Source organism: Halorubellus amylolyticus (assembly GCF_034808145.1).
Lineage (GTDB): Archaea > Halobacteriota > Halobacteria > Halobacteriales > Natrialbaceae > Halorubellus.
Genome location: NZ_JAXHGM010000005.1, coordinates 100,202 through 117,258, shown reverse-complemented (window position 1 = coordinate 117,258; position 17,057 = coordinate 100,202). Strand labels below are relative to the sequence as shown.

15 protein-coding genes are annotated in these 17,057 nt (G+C 67.8%); 8 read left to right on the top strand and 7 right to left on the bottom strand.

All coding sequences use genetic code 11. From position 1 onward, the window contains the following. Window positions 1–11: 11 nt before the first annotated feature. Window positions 12–1,880: a hypothetical protein gene (locus SM754_RS13540; RefSeq protein ID WP_323676771.1), complete on the bottom strand. Its 1,869-nt coding sequence runs from the start codon at window positions 1,878–1,880 to the stop codon at window positions 12–14. A gap of 263 nt (window positions 1,881–2,143) precedes the next feature. Here SM754_RS13540 and fabG point away from each other — a divergent pair, with 263 nt between their 5' ends. After that, window positions 2,144–2,887, top strand: a complete 744-nt coding sequence (gene fabG, locus SM754_RS13535) for a 3-oxoacyl-[acyl-carrier-protein] reductase (RefSeq protein ID WP_323676770.1) — start codon at window positions 2,144–2,146, stop codon at window positions 2,885–2,887. Window positions 2,888–3,115: 228 nt separating this feature from the next. Here fabG and SM754_RS13530 read toward each other — a convergent pair whose 3' ends face one another. Beyond that, window positions 3,116–4,342 (bottom strand): orc1/cdc6 family replication initiation protein, encoded by a 1,227-nt coding sequence (locus SM754_RS13530; RefSeq protein ID WP_323676769.1) that lies wholly within the window; start codon window positions 4,340–4,342, stop codon window positions 3,116–3,118. A 1,203-nt stretch (window positions 4,343–5,545) separates the two neighbouring features. On the opposite strand from SM754_RS13530, the gene SM754_RS13525 reads away from it, so the two are divergent. Continuing rightward, window positions 5,546–6,709 (top strand): thiolase family protein, encoded by a 1,164-nt coding sequence (locus tag SM754_RS13525; RefSeq protein WP_323676768.1) that lies wholly within the window; start codon window positions 5,546–5,548, stop codon window positions 6,707–6,709. Further along, window positions 6,706–7,209, top strand: coding sequence for a PhlB family protein (locus tag SM754_RS13520; protein ID WP_323676767.1), 504 nt, complete (start codon window positions 6,706–6,708; stop codon window positions 7,207–7,209). The genes SM754_RS13525 and SM754_RS13520 overlap by 4 nt, the downstream gene beginning before the upstream one ends. A gap of 78 nt (window positions 7,210–7,287) precedes the next feature. Here SM754_RS13520 and SM754_RS13515 read toward each other — a convergent pair whose 3' ends face one another. Continuing rightward, window positions 7,288–8,094 (bottom strand): NAD(P)H-hydrate epimerase, encoded by an 807-nt coding sequence (locus SM754_RS13515; RefSeq protein WP_323676766.1) that lies wholly within the window; start codon window positions 8,092–8,094, stop codon window positions 7,288–7,290. After that, window positions 8,091–8,960 carry a DUF7547 family protein gene (locus SM754_RS13510; protein ID WP_323676765.1) on the bottom strand — a complete coding sequence of 290 codons (870 nt, stop codon included), beginning with the start codon at window positions 8,958–8,960 and terminating at the stop codon, window positions 8,091–8,093. Before SM754_RS13510 ends, SM754_RS13515 begins: the two co-directional genes overlap by 4 nt. 267 nt (window positions 8,961–9,227) lie before the next feature. Between SM754_RS13510 and SM754_RS13505 the strand changes: the two genes are divergently transcribed. Beyond that, window positions 9,228–9,905, top strand: coding sequence for a DUF7504 family protein (locus SM754_RS13505; protein WP_323676764.1), 678 nt, complete (start codon window positions 9,228–9,230; stop codon window positions 9,903–9,905). An 80-nt stretch (window positions 9,906–9,985) separates the two neighbouring features. Here SM754_RS13505 and trxA read toward each other — a convergent pair whose 3' ends face one another. Continuing rightward, the gene (gene trxA / locus SM754_RS13500; RefSeq protein ID WP_323676763.1) at window positions 9,986–10,414 is read right to left on the bottom strand and encodes a thioredoxin; all 429 of its coding nucleotides are present in this window, start codon (window positions 10,412–10,414) and stop codon (window positions 9,986–9,988) included. 440 nt (window positions 10,415–10,854) lie between these two features. Between trxA and SM754_RS13495 the strand changes: the two genes are divergently transcribed. From SM754_RS13495 to SM754_RS13485, 3 genes are all read left to right on the top strand, one after another. Further along, window positions 10,855–11,259 carry an acyl-CoA thioesterase gene (locus SM754_RS13495; RefSeq protein ID WP_323676762.1) on the top strand — a complete coding sequence of 135 codons (405 nt, stop codon included), beginning with the start codon at window positions 10,855–10,857 and terminating at the stop codon, window positions 11,257–11,259. Between the two features lie 137 nt (window positions 11,260–11,396). Continuing rightward, a complete protein-coding gene (locus SM754_RS13490) occupies window positions 11,397–12,182 on the top strand; it encodes a ribonuclease H-like domain-containing protein (RefSeq protein WP_323676761.1) in 786 nt (261 codons plus the stop codon). 116 nt (window positions 12,183–12,298) lie between these two features. Beyond that, window positions 12,299–13,786, top strand: a complete 1,488-nt coding sequence (locus SM754_RS13485; protein WP_323676760.1) for a cytochrome P450 — start codon at window positions 12,299–12,301, stop codon at window positions 13,784–13,786. A gap of 60 nt (window positions 13,787–13,846) precedes the next feature. On the opposite strand, the gene SM754_RS13480 is transcribed toward SM754_RS13485, so the two are convergent. Further along, entirely contained in the window at window positions 13,847–14,293 is a 447-nt protein-coding gene (locus SM754_RS13480; protein WP_323676759.1) for an SLOG cluster 4 domain-containing protein, read from the bottom strand. Between the two features lie 95 nt (window positions 14,294–14,388). Between SM754_RS13480 and SM754_RS13475 the strand changes: the two genes are divergently transcribed. After that, window positions 14,389–14,955 (top strand): hypothetical protein, encoded by a 567-nt coding sequence (locus SM754_RS13475; protein WP_323676758.1) that lies wholly within the window; start codon window positions 14,389–14,391, stop codon window positions 14,953–14,955. A gap of 30 nt (window positions 14,956–14,985) precedes the next feature. Here SM754_RS13475 and SM754_RS13470 read toward each other — a convergent pair whose 3' ends face one another. After that, window positions 14,986–16,971 (bottom strand): 3-hydroxyacyl-CoA dehydrogenase/enoyl-CoA hydratase family protein, encoded by a 1,986-nt coding sequence (locus SM754_RS13470; protein WP_323676757.1) that lies wholly within the window; start codon window positions 16,969–16,971, stop codon window positions 14,986–14,988. Window positions 16,972–17,057 lie beyond the last annotated feature (86 nt).

Below are 17,057 nucleotides of genomic sequence, written 5' to 3'. Positions count from 1 at the left end.
GGCCTCGCCCCCTACGTGTACTCGCGCTTGAACCGCTCCTGGAGCGACTCGAGCGCTGCATCACCCGTCGTCTCCTCCGCGAACCGAACGTCGACGATGCCCGGGAGCGTCGACGGCACGTCCACGGACTCGACGAGGTCGCTCTGCCGGTTCGCGAACTGTTCCAGTGCCGCAATCGACTCCGCCGTCGCGACGAACGACGGGAGACTGTCGGTGTTCACGTGCACCGTCCGGTCCCCGGCGTCGACCGCGTCCCTGAACTCGTCGAGCAGCAACAGGACCTCGTCGACGACGGACTCCATGTCGACGTGCTTCGTCGGCGAGGGCTCCTGAGGCTCTGGGTCCGGCGTCGTCGACGCGCGATTCGACTCCGTCGTCGCCGTCGCGTCGACACCGTCGCGAGACCGCAGGACGATCGCGTCGTCACGCACGACGTACTCGACCGGATACTCGCGCTCGAACGCCGGTTTCAGCGCCGACGCCATCGAGCGCGACACCTCCGGCGGGAGCGACAACCGTTCCTGTCCGTGCCCGAGCGCGCCGGCGACGCTCCCGAAGAACTGCACGGACGTCAGCAGTCCCGCGGCGGTCTCCCGCGCCACCGTCACCTGCTCATCGGCCGCGTCGAACCGGCACGCGTGCAGCGCGGACCGAGCGTCGCGGAGCTTGCGTTCGACCGCGTGCACGCTCTCGACCGACTCGTCCTGCCCGTCGACAGCCAGCTCCGTCACGCGATTCCGGACCGCGCCCTCGAGTCGCTGTAGTTCCTCCCGCGTGCGCTCCACGTCCGTCTCCGCCGACGAGAGCGACTCGTGGAACGACGCCTCAGCCTCCTCGACGTGCCGCTGGATGCGCTCCCGGTGCACCTCGACGCGCTCCAGCGCCGACACGACCGTCGCGAGGTCGTCGCCCTCGCCGTCCAGCATCGACCGGAGCGCGTGGTCGACGTCGCCGACGTGCGTCGACCGGCCGTCCGGCGACAGCTCGAACTCGCGGAACGTCGTCGGGAGGTTCACGAGGTCGTACTCCTTGCCGTACCGCGACCGCACCGTGATGTCGACGTCCCCGCGCTCGACGACGTCCAGGACCGCTTCGGCCAGTCGCGACTCGATACGGGCCGCGGCGGCCGCGGGGTCCCGGGACTCGACGCGCTCCCGGAGCTCTATCGCGCGCTCGCGCCGGACCGACGCGTCCGCGCTCCCCGTCCGGATAGACTCCAGTTCCGCTTCGACGTCCGCGTACCCCTCGCGTTCCTCCTCGATCGCCGACCGCGCGTCCGCGACCGCGTTCGGCGCGTGCTCCGCGAGCGTCTCCATGGACGCCTCGTCGAGCTTCCGAGAGACGGCGTCGTCGAGCGCAGCTCGCTTCGACGCCAGCGAGTCCTCGGCGTTCGACAGCGCCGTCGCCGTCTCCACCTCTAGGTCCGCGTCCCAGTCGCGCGTCCACGCCCCACCGAGGGCGCCGACGCTCGCAACGAACGGCGTCGCCACGAACAGCACCAGGCCGACGCCGCCGACGTCCGCGGAGAACAACGGCGCGTACACCCCGAAGAACAACACGAGGAACAGCACCGACACCAGCCCCGCGAACGCGAACGTCGCGTCTCGGTTCCGCCACGCCCCCATCGCGATCCCCTGTCCGACCCACGCCAGTGCGATCAGCGCGAACAACCCGAGGACCAGCGTCGTGCTCGACTTGAACTGTACCGCGGCCTCTCGGAACACCGGCATCGAGATGATCGCCTCGACGATACCACCGACCACGGGAACCGACCGTCCCTGTACGCCAGCGAGCGCGAACACCGCCTGGAGGAACGTGCCGACGACGGGGACGCCAGCGACCCCCCACCCGACGAACGGCACCAGCTCTCTCACGTTCATATCCACCCCTCATCAGGCTGGCAAGAAAACGTTTACCGCCGTCAACCAATCGACGCAGCTCGCCGTTACCCAATCGACCCGGGTTCTCGTCGCACGACTGTCTCGGACCGCGGCCGCGGGCCGCGGTCGCTGACCGTGACGCGCACGATTGACGACCGGTGCCGGGCAGTCGAGCGGACCGGGTGCCGGCCGAACCATTAAGATGCAGTTGGGCGATTGTCCAGATACTGTCGAGTCGCCACCGGTGGCTCGCATCTCAACGCATGTCTATGGAAGGACGCACCTGTGTCATCACGGGTTCAGGGCGTGGCATCGGTCGCGGCATCGCCGAACACCTCGGAGCGCGAGGGGCGAACGTCGTCGTGAACTATCGGTCGAGCGACCAGGCCGCACGGGAGACCGTCGAGGGCATCCGCGAGAAAGGCGGTGAAGCCATCACCGCGAAAGCGGACGTCTGCGACAGGGACGAGGTCGAAGCGATGCGCGACCTCGCCCACGACGAGTTCGGGCAGGTCGACGTCCTCGTGAACAACGCCGGTATCACGCAGGACACGCGGTTCGTGAACATGACCCGCGACGAGTGGGACCAGGTGATGGACGTGAACCTCGGCGGGATGTTCAACTGCACGCAGACGTTCTACGACGACCTCTGGGACGCCCACGAGGGCCGACTCATCAACATCTCCAGCATCGTCGGGAAGCAGGGGAACTTCGGGCAGGCGAACTACGCCGCGGCGAAGGCCGGCATGTTCGGGTTCACGCGGACCATCGCCATCGAACTCGCGTCCGGCGGGTCGACCGCGAACTGCGTCGCCCCCGGGTTCACGCGCACCGACATGCTCGCGGAGGTCCCCGAGGACGTCCAGGAACGCATCGTCGCACAGATACCCCTGGAGCGGTTCGCGGAGATCGACGACATCGCGAGCACCGTCCGGTTCCTCGCCAGCGAGGACTCGAGCTACATCACGGGCGAGGTCATCGACGTCAACGGCGGCATGGACCTCTAGACGCACCCTCGAACCGGCCTCCGTCCGTAATCGAGTTCTTCCGAAGCGGCCTCGTTCCCGGGTCGGTTCGTTCCCGGAGCGACCTCGTTCTCGCGGCGCCCCGACGTGGAAGCGAGCGCGGTCGAGCATCGCCACTGATTCACGTGCAATGGTGGTGGGTGTGACGACCGCGAGGCGGATCGCTGCGGGAGCGCACCAGTCGCGTTCAGGAAGGGCGGCGTCGTCGCGTCACTCGCCGTGCTCGCCGAGCGCGGCCTGCGTGGTGCGTTCCAACCCGTCGTCGATGCCGAGTTCGTCCTCCAGCGCCCGACGCGCGGATTCGAGCGGGACGTCGAGCTCGTAACTGTAGAAGTTCCCGCGCGACCCCGACCGGTTCTCGCGCGCCGTGAGGATACCCAGCATCCGGAGGTCCGAGAGGTGATTGTGGACGGAGCGCTGCGCGAGACTGTCGATACCCATCGCGTCGCAGACGTCGAGGTAGCGGTCGTAGATGTTCCGAGATCGCTCGGGCGTGCTGCCAGCCCGAGCGAGCGAGACGACGGCGAGCAACGCCAGATGGCCGTGCTGGGTGAGCTGCCGGATGCCCTCCTCGACGCGCTCGCGCTCCAGTTCGTGTTGCGCCTGCTCGACGTGCCGTTCCTCGAGGAAGTCGTCGCCGTTGTTCTGCGCCTGTTCACCCGCGAGCAAGAGCAGGTCGAGCGCCTGCCGCGCGCTCCCGCGGTCCTTCGCCGCGAGCGCCGCACAGAGCCGCACCACCGCGTCGTCGTACACGTCCTCGCGGAGTGCGATCTCCGCGCGCGAGGAGAGGATGTTCGCGAGCTCCTGTGCGTTGTACGGCGGGAACTGGAGTTCGCGCTCGCACAAGGTGTCCTGCACGCGCGGGTCGAGCTGGTCGCGGAACTTGAAGTCGTTCGAGATACCGACGATGCCGACCTTCGCGTTCTCCAGGTCCCCCTTCGATCGAGCGCGCGGCAGCTCGTACAGCAGCTCGTCCTTCTCGCCGATGGAGTCGATCTCGTCGAGCACGAGGAGGACGGTCCCGCCGACGGCGTCGATCTCCTCGTAGAGCTTGTTGAACACGGTCTGCTGGGGGTAGCCGGTCGTCGATATCTCGCCGCCGTCCGGACGGAGTTCGTTCACGAGCTCGACCGCGACCTGGTACGACGAGGAGAGCGGCTTGCAGTTCAGGGTGAGGACGGAGAGGTCGATGTCGTCGTACCCGCGCGCGTCCTCGCGAAGCCGCTCGAGGAGGTATTCGGTGACCGCGGTCTTCCCGACGCCGGTGTTCCCGTAGAGGAAGATGTTGTTGGGCTCCCAGCCGTCGATGACGGGCTGTAACGCGTCCATGTACGCGTCGATCTCCTCGTCGCGCTCCTGGATGCGGTCGGGCTGATAGCTCTCTCTGAGCGCGTCCTTGTTGGCGAATATCGTCCGCTTGCGCTCGAAACGACGCATGCGTTCGACCGTAGCACTCACCCTATTTAACGACCGCCTTTTCACGTGATTCGAGTGTTTCGAGTGAACGACGCGAACGACGACCTCGAACCGACGACACACCGGCCGAGGCTCACGGAGACTGCGATCTACGGAACCACGAGTCTGGAGTCATCACGACAAGCAGCACAGCTCCAATCTCTCGAAGCGCCTCCCACCATCGTATTCGGTATCTTCGCCTCTTCACCTTCTTGGCCTTCTTCATCTGCTTCTTCTTTTCTTTCTAGCATAGCTAGTCTAGCTAGTCTAGGTGGTCTAGCTAGAGTAGTGTGGAGTGGAATGGAAGGAAGTGAGTACCATGGCTGTGACTGTCGGAGGGATAGCAACGCTTCGTCGGGTGATTCTCGCAGTTTCAGTGTGTGTATCGGGTCTGGTGTGGGTGGGTTGGAGTGAGAGACACCACTGTTTCGTGTGAAGCGTGGGTTGGGCTAGGGGGTCGTGTGCGAGCACACCAGTGTTTCGAGTGAAGCGCTGACAGGTTGCTGTCGCGATATCGGTGCTATGGAGACCACGGGAACGACTGACTGGCGCTCTCGAGACCTCTATCACCTAAATTCGGCGTCCACCCCCACCACCGTTGCAGGTGAAGAACTCGCGTCGTTGATGGAACCGCGCCCCACCCCGCCACACACCCCCCACCCACACCCCGAACCGCTTCACTCGCAACAGTGGTGTCTCTCTCCCACCACAACTCCCACACCGACCCCCAACAACAGCCTCCACACCGACACCCCAACAGCGGCCTCCATATCGACCCCACACCAACCGTTTCTACGAGGTCCGCCACGGCCCGAGCTACAACGCTCACGTGCACCCTCACCACGACTCGCGCCACAACCTCATCAGGACACCCACCGAACCGACGAGCACGGGCGAACCATCACGGTCTTTCACTTGCACCGATGGTGGGTGGCGGTCGGCAGTCGTCGAGGCTGTCCTCGGAGCCCCGCCTCGCCAGGGTCGCATTTCACTCGCAACCACGGTGGGGGTCCCCTGAGAGGGCAGACGAAGGGCTGGCCTGCTTCGACTCGAACCGACCGACCGCGCTTCGCGCGTCTCGACCCGAAGCGACCGCCAGCCCACCGGACCCATCCGCGGGCTATGACTCGACCGAATCCCGCACCAACACGGACATATAAGACGCACCCGGGCGACGGCTCACGCATGCGAGATGTCGCGATAATCGGCGCGTCCATGACACAGTTCGGGCAGCGGGACGCGTGGATACGAGAGCTGCTCGCCGAGGCGGGCGACGCCTGTCTCGACGACGCCGGCGTCGAACCGTCCGCGCTCGATCACCTCTACGTCTCGAACATGGCGAGCGGCGAGTTCGAGGGCATGACGGGCGTCCCGAACGCGCTCGCGCACGACCTCGGCGCGCTCGGCGCGTACACCCAGCGCGTCGACCAGACCTCCAGTTCGGGCGGCGCCGGCATCTACGCCGCCTGGCAGTCCATCGCCAGCGGCGCGAGCGACGCGACGCTCCTCGTCGGCGGCGAGAAGATGACGCACAAGACGACCGCGGAATCGACGGACGTCATCGCCTCCCTCACGCATCCCGCGGAGTACAAGCACGGCGTCACCCTCCCGAGCTTCGCCGGCCTGACCGCGCGCCACTACCTGGAGCGGTTCGACGCACCGCGCGAGAGCCTCGCGAAGGTCGCGGTGAAGAACCACGAGAACGGGACGCGGAACCCGCACGCGCAGTTCCAGAAGGAAGTGAGCCTCGAGACCGTACTCGACTCGCCCATCGTCGCTGACCCGCTCCGACTCTACGACTTCTGCCCTATCACGGACGGTTCCGCGGCGCTCATGCTCGTCCCCGCGGACGACGCGGAGTCGTACGTCGACGGCGCGGACGACTACGCGGTCATCTCCGGCGTCGCCGGTGCGACGGACACGCACGTCGTCCACGAGCGCGACGACCCGACCGTCATGGGCGGGGTCGTCGAGAGCGGCGAGCGCGCGTTCGACATGGCCGGCCTCGAACCCGACGACGTCGACGTTGCGGAACTCCACGACATGTTCACGATTCTCGAGTTCCTCCAGATGGAGGGCCTCGGGTTCGCTGAGCACGGCGAGGCGTGGGAGCGCGTCGAGGACGGTGACACGACGATGGACGGCGATATCCCCATCAACACGTCCGGCGGACTGAAGTCGAAGGGGCATCCGCTCGGCGCGAGCGGTGTCGCGCAGGGCGTCGAGATATACGAGCAGATCGTCGGCGAGGCCGGGCCGCGACAGGTGGAGGCGGACGTCGCGCTCGCGTGCAACGTCGGCGGGTTCGGGAACTGCGTCATCACCACCATCCTGGAGGCAGCGCGATGAGCGACCACGACCATACCGACCATACAGACGACGACGGGAGTATCGATGACGGGAACCAGCCACGCGTTCGCGAGGGGCATCTGTCGGGGGACGACCTGACGGCGTTCGTGTGCACGAACGGCCACGCGACGTTCCCCGGCCACCAGCGGTGCCCGGAGTGCGGCGAGTCACAGGACGTGGCACTCGACCTCTCGGAGACCCGAGCCGAGGTGGTGACGTGGACGACGAGCACGGCGACGCCGCCGGGCGTCCGCGAACCGAATCATCTCGCTATCGTCGAGTTCGACCTCGACGCCGCGCTGGAGGCGTCACAGGACTTCACCGCCGGGACCGTCCGCGGGCCGGTGCGGACGCTCGCGCAACTCACCACTGGCGACGTCGAGTCCGGTGACGTCGTCGAACCGACGTACGTCGAGGAGCTCCGCGAGCCGGGTGCCGGTATCCGCGAGCCGGACAGCCAGTCGTGGGACGGCTACCGGTTCGAGCCCGTGGACTCGTAGGCGTCCGTCACCGCCCTGTCGTCTCGTAGGCGTCCGTCACTGTCTTATCGTCCCGGACGTCCGTCACTGACCTGTCGTCTACCGCTTCGACTGGGCGAGTGCGACGACGTACTGGCCGCCGAAGGTTCCCGCGTCCGGCGGGCGGACGCCCGCTCTCTCGTAGACGCCGGCGGGGATACCGATGTCGCCGAGGAGGAGGTCTCCGGAGACGGCGTCGAGTCCGGTCTTCGGGAGTGCGAGCGTGAGCGTGGCGTCCGGATGGACGGCGCGTCCGGGCGCGTCGCCGGTGGTGGCGTCGAACCCGCTCGGGACGTCGAGCGAGAGCGAGCGTTTCGCGCCCTGGTCGACGACCTGCGCGAGGTCACCGGCGGTTCCGGCGAGGTCGTCGGTGAGTCCGTATCCGACGAGGGCGTCGATCGCGACGTCGACGTCGAGGACGGCGTCGACGGCGTCGTGGACCGCTCCCTCGCCGTGGACGACCGTCGCGTCGGTCCCGTCGAGCGCGGCCGCTTGTCCGGCCGGGGCGCCCTCGAGAGCGTCGCGGTCGCGGTCGAGGACGACGGTGACGTCAGTTCCGTGGTTCGAGAGGTGCCTGGCGGCTGCGAGCCCGCCGCCGCCGTTCCCGCCCCCGCCGGCGACGACGACCGCGTCCTGCGGGAGTCCGCCGACGACCGCGCGACTCGCCTTCGCGAGGTTCCGCCCGGCGTTCTCCATCATCGACGCAACCGGGAGGCCGACCCCGTCGACGGCGACGCGGTCGACCGCCCGCATCTCGGCCGCGGTCACGGACGGAACTCGAACGCCGTGACTCGTCTCGAACGCCGGCCGGGAGGCGTCGACCGAGCCCTCGCTGCCATCTACGGTCCCCGACTCCTCCGCTGTCATGCGTCCGCGTCGCCTCGCCCACCGTCGCCGTGACCGTCGGAATCGTCGCTCCCCGCGTCCTCGGCACCGCCGCGACCCGCATCGTCGCTCCCCGCATCGTCGCTGGCGGCATCGTCGTCTCCGGTATCGTCTCCCGGCTCGCCGGCGCTGGCATCGCCGTCGGTTCCCGCGTTGGACTCCTCGCCCTTCCCGTACCGGTCCTTGAGCGTCTCGATCTCGGCGTCGACGTCCACCTTCACGCCGCCATCGCCGGTGCCAGACCTCTGCGTTGCGGCGCTCTCGCTCCGTTCGCCCGGGTCGTCCTCGCGAGCGGCGTCCGCGCGACGCGCGTCGTCGGCGCGGTTCGCGCGTTCCTCGAAGTCGTCGAGCGTGTGGTCGCGTTCCCGTGCCTCCCGGAGGCGGGACTGGACGTCGTCGCGGAGGCCTCGCGCTTCAGAGAGGAGCTCTCCGGCCGCGCCTTCGTCGGGGAGGTCACCGTCGTCGAGCGCGCTCTGGAGGTCCGAGAGCGACCCTTCGAGGCGCCTGAGCGTCTTGTCGCTGACGTCGGCGAGCCGTTCGGCCGACCCCGAGGCGCGGTCGCGGGCGTCGTCGGCGCGTTCCCTGGCGCGGTTCCCGGTGTCGACGATACGGATCGCGCGCTGCACGGTCTCGAGGAGCTTGATGTTCACCTCGAGGACGGCGATGGTTCCCGGTATCGCGACCTCGTCGGCGAACCGGACGACCTCGCTCGGCGACGGCGGTCGCGGTAACCCGAACGGGCCGCGCGGCGGGTCGCGTCGCAGTTCGTCCCGGAGCTCCTGAAGGACCGTCGACAGCTCCTCCGCGCTGGCCGCGAAGTCGGCGTCGTCGTCCCGGCGGTCGGTCATGGCCGTCCCTTCTCGCCAGGCGGACAAAAGTCTGGCCCGCATCGTCTCGCCGACGCCGAATCCACGTCGTCACGCCATCGCATCCATCGCGTATCCCAGCCCCTCACGTCCTCGAACTCATCGCGTCTCCACGCCCTCACATTTTCGTCTGCTCAGGTCCGCGGTCCCCCGTGTCGTCGATTCCGCCGGTGAACCCGCTTCAGGCGTTATTGTTCGACGGAACCCGCCACAATGTTTATTGTATGCTGTATCCGTAGTTCCGCAAGAATGCGGACCGATCACGGCGGGGGCGTGCCAGACAGTACTGCGTTCGCGCAGACGCTGGCGAGCCTGAAGCAGGAGGGCAGCAACATCCTGCTCGTCGGGCAGACGAGCGGGGCAGCACACCACGCCGCCTGCGAGCGGTTGCTCGGCGACGGCGAGGACCCTCGCCGTCGGGTGTACGTCTACACCGCCGGGAACGAGTCCTGTGGGTTCACCGCGACGGCACCGGACGCGAGGGATTCGGCGTGCATCGTCACGCAAGCGACGGACGGCGAAACCGGCGCGCACGACGGCGTTCCGGAGTCCGTCGAGCAGACGGTCGTCGGGAACCAGCTGTTGGCGTCCCTGGGCGCGGAGATAATCGACGCGGTCGCGGCGTACGACGCCGAGTTCGATCTCGAGCCGGCGGAACTCCGGCTCTGTTTCGACTCCGTGACGCCGCTGTTACGCGACCACAAGTCCGAGAACGTGTTCCGGTTACTGCATATGGTGACGTCGCGCGTCCGCGAGGTCGACGGGATGGGGCACTTCCATCTGCCGCTCGAGCGGGACAGCGACTACGTCCATCTTCTGGAACCGCTGTTCGACGCTATCGTCGAGGTCCGGGACGCGGAGGACGGGCTCGAACAGCGCTGGGACCTCCAGGACCGCGGCACGGACACGGGCTGGATACCGCTCTGACCGTCGCAGACAGCGGTTCGATTCCTCGCGGTCGAGAGGTACGGTCGGGGAACGCCGTCTCTCGAAGTCGGTCGTCGTGGTCAGGCGTGTTGGGCGACGAGCGCTTCGAGGCTCGCTTTGTCCTTGGCGCCGACAACGCGCTCGACCGATGTTCCGTCGACGTAGAGCAGCATCGTGGGGACGCCGCGAACGTTCTGGCGTTGTGCGAGCGCCTGGTGCTCGTCGATGTCGACCTTCGCGACGACGGCGGTGCCGTCGTCGTGGAGGGCTTCGACGACGGGCTCGACCATCTTGCAGGGTCCACACCAGTCCGCGTAGAAGTCGACGAGGACGACCTCGTGGGCGTCGGTGACCTCACTGAGGTGGTCGGCGCCCTCGACGTGGACCGGTGCGTCCGGACGCGCCTCCTCGGGGGAGGTCTCGGCGACCTCTCCGCCGTCACCCAGCTTCTCCTGAAGTTCTCGTCGCTTCTGCTCTCGGATTGTCTCGCGTTCGTCTGTCTCTGTCATCGATACTCCCTACCAGTTCAACGCACCTAAACCCACCACAGATGTGCCAGAGGAATGCACAACCGCGGGGGTGAGGCACGTATCGAATATCAGTATCGGACGACTTCGACACCGAACGGTGTCGTACGACCGGTAATCATGACCGCTGAGGTCGCCGTTCCCCTCGCAGCCGCCGCGGAATCGCCCGTCCCGCTCTAGGTGGAAATCAGCGCGCAGTTCCTCGCCGGCGTCGCCGGGACGAGACTCCTCACGTTGTGCTCCCGATGGTCGCCCTCTGGGACGTAATCGACCGCACGCTCCACCTCTCTAAGGACGACGACTTTCCGCGGTCGGACGCGGAGCACTACTGACCGTCGTCGGACGCGGAGCGCGCCGCTAGCCGGGGAGTGGAGCTGGCCGAGACCGAAAGACGGAGGGTCCTCCTCGGCGGACGACGTGACATGACCGACGACGTGTACGCGGTGGACGTGCCGGTTCGGTATCAGGACGTGGACGCGCTCGGACACGTGAACAACGCTATCTATGCGACGTACCTGGAGGAGGCGCGCGTCCAGTACCTCCCGGACGTCCTCGGTGACACCGGCGCCATCGAGGCGGTGCTCGCGAACCTCGAGATCGACTATCGTCGGCCCGTGACGCTCGAGGACGGGTTCGTGACCGTCGAGATCGAGGTCGTGGACGTCGGGACGAAGAGCATGACGTTCGAGTACGACGTGTACGCGAGCGGCGAGCTGGCGGCGGACGCGTCGACCGTCCAGGTGGCGTACGACGGGGAGACGACGGAGTCCGTCGAGATACCGGAGGCGTGGCGGCAGACGCTCCGCGAGTTCGAGGGCCTGGACTGACTGCGAGGACGCTGTCGAGGTGGGGACTAGCTACGAGGGCGCTGGCGACGAGTGGACTGGCTGCGTGGACGCTGGGTGAGGGTGTCGTGGCGTGCGCGAAGCGAGAGGTTTAGGCGTCGCCCGACGAAGCGTGTGGCGTGCGACTGGAGAACAGTTTCATCGGCGTGCGGGGCGTGGGCGAGAAGTCGGAACGGAACCTCTGGCGGTCGGGTATCACGCACTGGGACGACTTCGACCGTGACGCGGTCGGGTCGACGTCCGGTATCGGGTCGACGACCGCGGACCGTATCGAGGAGTTCCTCGCTCGCGCCCGCGAGCGCCTGGACGACGGGGATTCGCGGTTCTTCGGGGATGCGTTCCCGAGCGGGGAACGCTGGCGGTTGTACGAGAACTTCCGCGACGAGACGCTGTTCTTCGACATCGAGACGACCGGGCTCGACGAGCACCGGAACGACGTGACGACCGTCTCGTTCCACAAGGGCGGTGAGACGACGACGCTCGTCCGCGGGCAGGACCTCACCGCCGAGCGCGTTCGCGAGCAGTTCCAGGACGCCGCGTTGGTCTCGTCGTTCAACGGTGCGCGCTTCGACGTCCCGTTCCTCGAGACGGAACTCGGCGTGACGCCGGACGTCCCGCACCTCGACCTCATGTATCCCTGCAAGCGCATCGGGCTGTCGGGCGGACTGAAGCGCATCGAGCAGGACATCGGGCTCGACCGCGACCAGCCGGACATCTCCGGGCAGGACGCGGTCCGGCTGTGGTACGAGTACCAGGACGGCGACGAGCACGCGCTCGAGATGCTCGTCGAGTACAATCGCGACGACACGCGGAACCTCCAGACGCTCGCGGACGAGGTCGTCCGTCGCCTCGACGACCACGTCGTGCCCGCGGACGCGGCGAGGTTCGACCCCGCGACACGCTAACGGGACCGAGCGAAGGTACTCGAACCGGCTGGTTCCGCGACCACCCTCCGCTCGTTCATAAGTGCGCTAGTCATCTGGACGGAATCGACTTGGTGGTCGCTGGGGGAGATTGCGGTATGAGCACGCCGACTGGGGCTGACGCGGACGTCGATGGACGCGAGTCGAGGGGCGCGTCGACGGGCGTGGCCGAGGGAGTGCGCGGACAGCGGTCGGCGGACGCTGCCGCGGCCGCCTCGATGGCGGATGGGACCGGGGCGCGTGGCCGTCGACCGCCGCGAGCGGACGAGGCGCCGGTCGTGGGGAAACTCCTCCAGTTGATGCGCGACCCGGACGGCTACTACGAGGACGTGGGGTACGGGTACGACGCCGACGCGGTCGCGTACAGCGTGAACCGCACCGAGGCCGTGATGCTCACGCACCCGTCGTACGTCCAGTCCGTACTCGTCGAGGAGGCGGCGGCGTTCCGGAAGGGCGAGGTGCTGTCGCGGGCGTTCGACGGGCTCGCGCCGAACGGGCTGGTGGCGAGCGAGGGCGAGGAGTGGGCGCGAGACCGTGCACTCGTCCAGCCGGCGTTCTACCGGGAACGCGTCGAGTCCTACGCGGACGAGATGGTGGGCGCGGCGACCCGGACCGCGGACGCGTGGGCGGACGCCCACGTCGTGCGCGTGGACGAAGACGCGAAGGACCTGACGCTCGAAATCATCGCGCGGACGATGTTCGGGACCGACCTCTCGGGCGACGGCGAGGTCATCGGGGAGGCGGCCGACGCGATACTGTCGCGGACGTCACCGATGAACCTCAGCTCGTACCTCCCGGTGTGGGTGCCGACGCCGTCGAACCGACGGTTCGTGCGGGTCATGCGTGATCTCAGGGAGACGATGACGGCGCTCGTCGCGGAACGCCGCGCCAGCGACGGCGACGTCGGCGACGACCTGCTGTCGATACTCGCGGACGCGGAGTACGCCGACGGGACGTCCATGGACCGCGAGCGCCTCCAGGACCACCTCGTGACGTTCGTGTTCGCGGGCCACGAGACGACAGCGCTCCTCCTGACGTGGACGCTCTGGGAGCTCGCTCTGAACCCGGACGTGCAGTCGAAACTGCACGCCGAACTCGACGACGTCCTCGACGGCGGGACGCCGACCGCGGACGCGGTCCGGGACGTCGAGTACCTCCGTGCGGTCGTGGACGAGAGCACGCGCCTGCATCCGCCGGCGTACAACGTGTTCCGGGAGGCGAAGCGCGACGTCACCGTCGGTCCCTGGGAGATATCGGAGGGGACGACGGTGACGACGCCGCAGTTGGTCGTGCATCGCGACGAGCGCTGGTACGACGACCCGCTGTCGTTCGACCCGGACCGGTGGACGGCCGCGATGCGGGACGCGCTCCCCGAGTACGCGCACTATCCGTTCGGTGGCGGGCCGCGGTCCTGTATCGGGAACCGGTTCGCGACCCTGGAGGCGAACCTGATACTCGCGACGATCCTGTCGCGGTTCGAGGTCGACGCCGTCACCGACGAGGTCGGGTACTCGTTCTCGGCGACGCTCCAGCCGGACCGCCCCGTGAAACTCCGGTTCCGCGAGCGCTCGAACCGCGAGCACTGAGCGGCCGCGAGCGTTCGGGGCGTGAACGTAGAGCGGCCGCGAGCGTTCGGACCGCGACCGCTACTCGCCGAGCGCGTCGGCGACGTACGAGACGGCGTCGGCTGGCGAGTCCGCGGCGTACGCGCCGTCGACGTCGTGCGTGCCGAGTCGGGCGACCGGGCGGTCGTAGATGCCCGCGTACCCCAGTTCGCTGAGCGTCCCGTGGCCGCCCGCGATGGCGACGACGGCGTCGCCGTTCAGCGGGACGAGCGCGTTCCGCGCGTGTCCGAATCCGGTGGCGACGGCGACCTCGACGTGCTCGTTCGCGGCGTCGCGGTCCTCGCCCGGCAGGATACCGATGGTGGTCGCACCCGTCTCCGTCGCTCCGGCGCACGCGGCGGCCATGACGCCGCCGCGCCCGCCGCAGACGATGTCGAACCCGCGCTCGCCCAGCAACCGGCCGACCGCGTGCGCTCGGTCCAGGTCGCCCTCGTCCGCGTCGCCACCGCCGATGACGCTCACTCGCATACCAGCGTCGGCGGTCGCTAACGCAACGAAACTACCGGTCGTCGGTGCGTCTCACCGCCGGAATCGTTTTGTCACGCGGCTGTGGAGTCTCGCACGTGGTCCGCGTCGAGAACCTGCTCCCCGGTCTCGTCGAACGACGCGTTCCCGAGCGCCCCGAGTGGGTCGCATCGAACCAGCGCGACCCGCGGACCGCCGCCGAGGTGTACGGGACGTTCGCGCTCGCGTTCTCGACGCTGTTCTTCGTGCTGTTCGCGGTCGGCCTCTTCAACGCGGCCGTGCTCCTGTTCATCCCGCTCGTGACCGCGAACGCGTACGGATGGACGTGGGTCCTCTGGCAGGTCCGCATCCCCGAGGAGGAGGAGGCCGTCTCCCGTCGCCGCGCACTCACCACGGGACTCGCCGTCGGGACGTGCTCGTGGCTCACCGTCGGCCCCCTGATGATCGCGGTGACAGTCGGCTACGGGCTCCTCACCGGGAACGAGTTCCAGACGATTCACCCGCTCGCAACCGTCCTTGGCATCGGTCTCTTCTCCTCCGTAGTCGGGTTCGTCCTCACGCTCGGCGTCCCGACCATCGCGAGCATCGGGCTGGCGCTCTGGACGCTCGACTACGAGGAACGCAGCGGTCGCGAGAAACGGAAAGCGAACTTCGATTTCCGGTGACGCCGAACGCGAAGCGCGGTCAGCCCGCGGTTACTTCCCTTCGAATTCGGGGTCGTCGTCGCCGAAGAACGCGTTGATGCCCTCGTGGACGTCCTCGCTGCCGACGACGTGCCCGAAGCCCATCGACTCGATCTCGAGGCCGGCGTCGCTGTCGTCCCAGCCCTTCGCCATCGCGCGCTTCGTGAACCGCTGTGCGAGCGGCGGGCCGCCCGCGAGCTTCTCGGCGTACGCGACCGCCTCGTCCTCGAAGGACTCGGCGTCGTAGACCTCGTTCACGAACCCGTACGCTTCCATCTCCTCGGCGTCGAACTGCTCGGCGGTGAAGATGATCTCCTTCGCGCGCCCCATGCCGACGATGCGCTGGAGGCGCTGCGTGCCACCCCAGCCCGGGAGGAGGCCGAGGTCGAACTCGGGCTGGCCGAACTCGCTACGCGTGGAGGCGACGCGGATGTCCGCGCACGTCGCGAGCTCCATGCCACCACCGAGGCAGTACCCGTCGATCGCCGCGACCACGGGCATCTCGATCTCCTCGAGCCGCCCGAACGTCTCCTGGCCGTACTTCGACAGCTCCACGGCGTTGAACGGGTCCGCGCCACCGCCGGCGATACTCATGAAGTCCGCGCCCGCGGAGAACGCCTTCGAGCCCGCGCCCGTCAACAGGAGCGCGCGGACGCCGTCGTCCTCGTCGACGAGGTCGATAGCCGCGTCGAGCTCCTCGATGAGCTCCAGACTGATGGAGTTCATCTGCTGGGGGCGCGAGAGCTCGATCTGGGCGACCTTCTCGCCGGGGTACGTGACCTCGAGCGTCTCGAAGTCGACAGCGTCGTCGTCGCCCTCGCCGTCGTCGTCGTAGAACCCGCCGTCCTCGACGACGGTCGCGAGGTGGTCGAACGCCTCGTAGCGCGGATGCCCGGATTCCTCGTGGGCCTCGTCGAGCGCCTCGGCGAGCCGCTCGACGCCGTACTCGTCGACGAACTTCGCGGGCCCCTTCGGCCAGCGCCCCCCGAGCTTGACCGCGGTGTCGATCTCCTCGGGGCTGGCGACGTCGTCACCCACGAGGTACGCGACCTCGTTCGCGAGCGCCGCGAGCAGGCGCTCCTTGACGGTCTCGTTGAACAGGTCGTCGTCCATCGAGACGTCCGCGCCGTCGCCGTCCTCGTAGTCGTAGAAGCCCTTCCCGGACTTCTGGCCGAACTCCTCGTTCTCGACCTTCTCGACCATCATCGGCGCCGGCTCGTAGCGGTCGCCAGCGACCTCGTGCATGTAGTCCAGGACGTGGTAGCCGACGTCGATGCCGACGTAGTCGGAGAGCTCGAAGCTCCCCATCGGCAGGCCGATGTCGAACTTCGTCGTCGCGTCGACCTCCTCGATGGTGGCGACGCCCTCGTCGACGAGCCACGCGGCCTCGTTCATGAGGGGGACGAGGACGCGGTTCACGATGAACCCGGGGACGTCCTTGCGGACGCGAACGGGCGTCTTCCCGAAGTCCTCGGCGAGGTCCTCGACGAGGTCGAGCGTCGAGTCGTCGGTGTGCCCGCCGGAGATGACCTCGACGAGGTCCATCCGGATCGGCGGGTTGAAGAAGTGCATCCCGCAGAAGCGCTCGGGGCGCTCGGTGAACTCGGAGAGGTCCGTGATCGAGAGCGAGGACGTGTTCGTCGTGAACACGGTGTGGTCGGGCGCGTACGCCTCGACGTCCGTCCACGTGTCCTCCTTGACGTCCATGCGCTCGGGTACGGCCTCGATGACGACGTCCGCGTCCGAGACGGTCTCCTCGAGGTCGACGAGCGGTGTGACGCGGTCGAGTGCGTCGTCGGCGTCCGCCTCCGTGATCTGTTCGCTGTCGGCGAGCTTGCCGAGCGACCACTCGATCTTCTCGTAGCCGCCCTGGACGAACTCCTCCTTGATGTCCCGCATGTTGACGTCGTAGCCGGCGAGGGCCGCGACCTCCGCGATACCGTGGCCCATGTTACCAGCGCCGAGAACTGCGACGGTGTTGACTTCTTCCAACTCCATGGACGAGAAGTCAACTGGCAATCGTTTCAAGGTTTCCCTTAGCGAGCCCACCAACTCCTCTCTAGTTTACCGTCGGGTACATACCT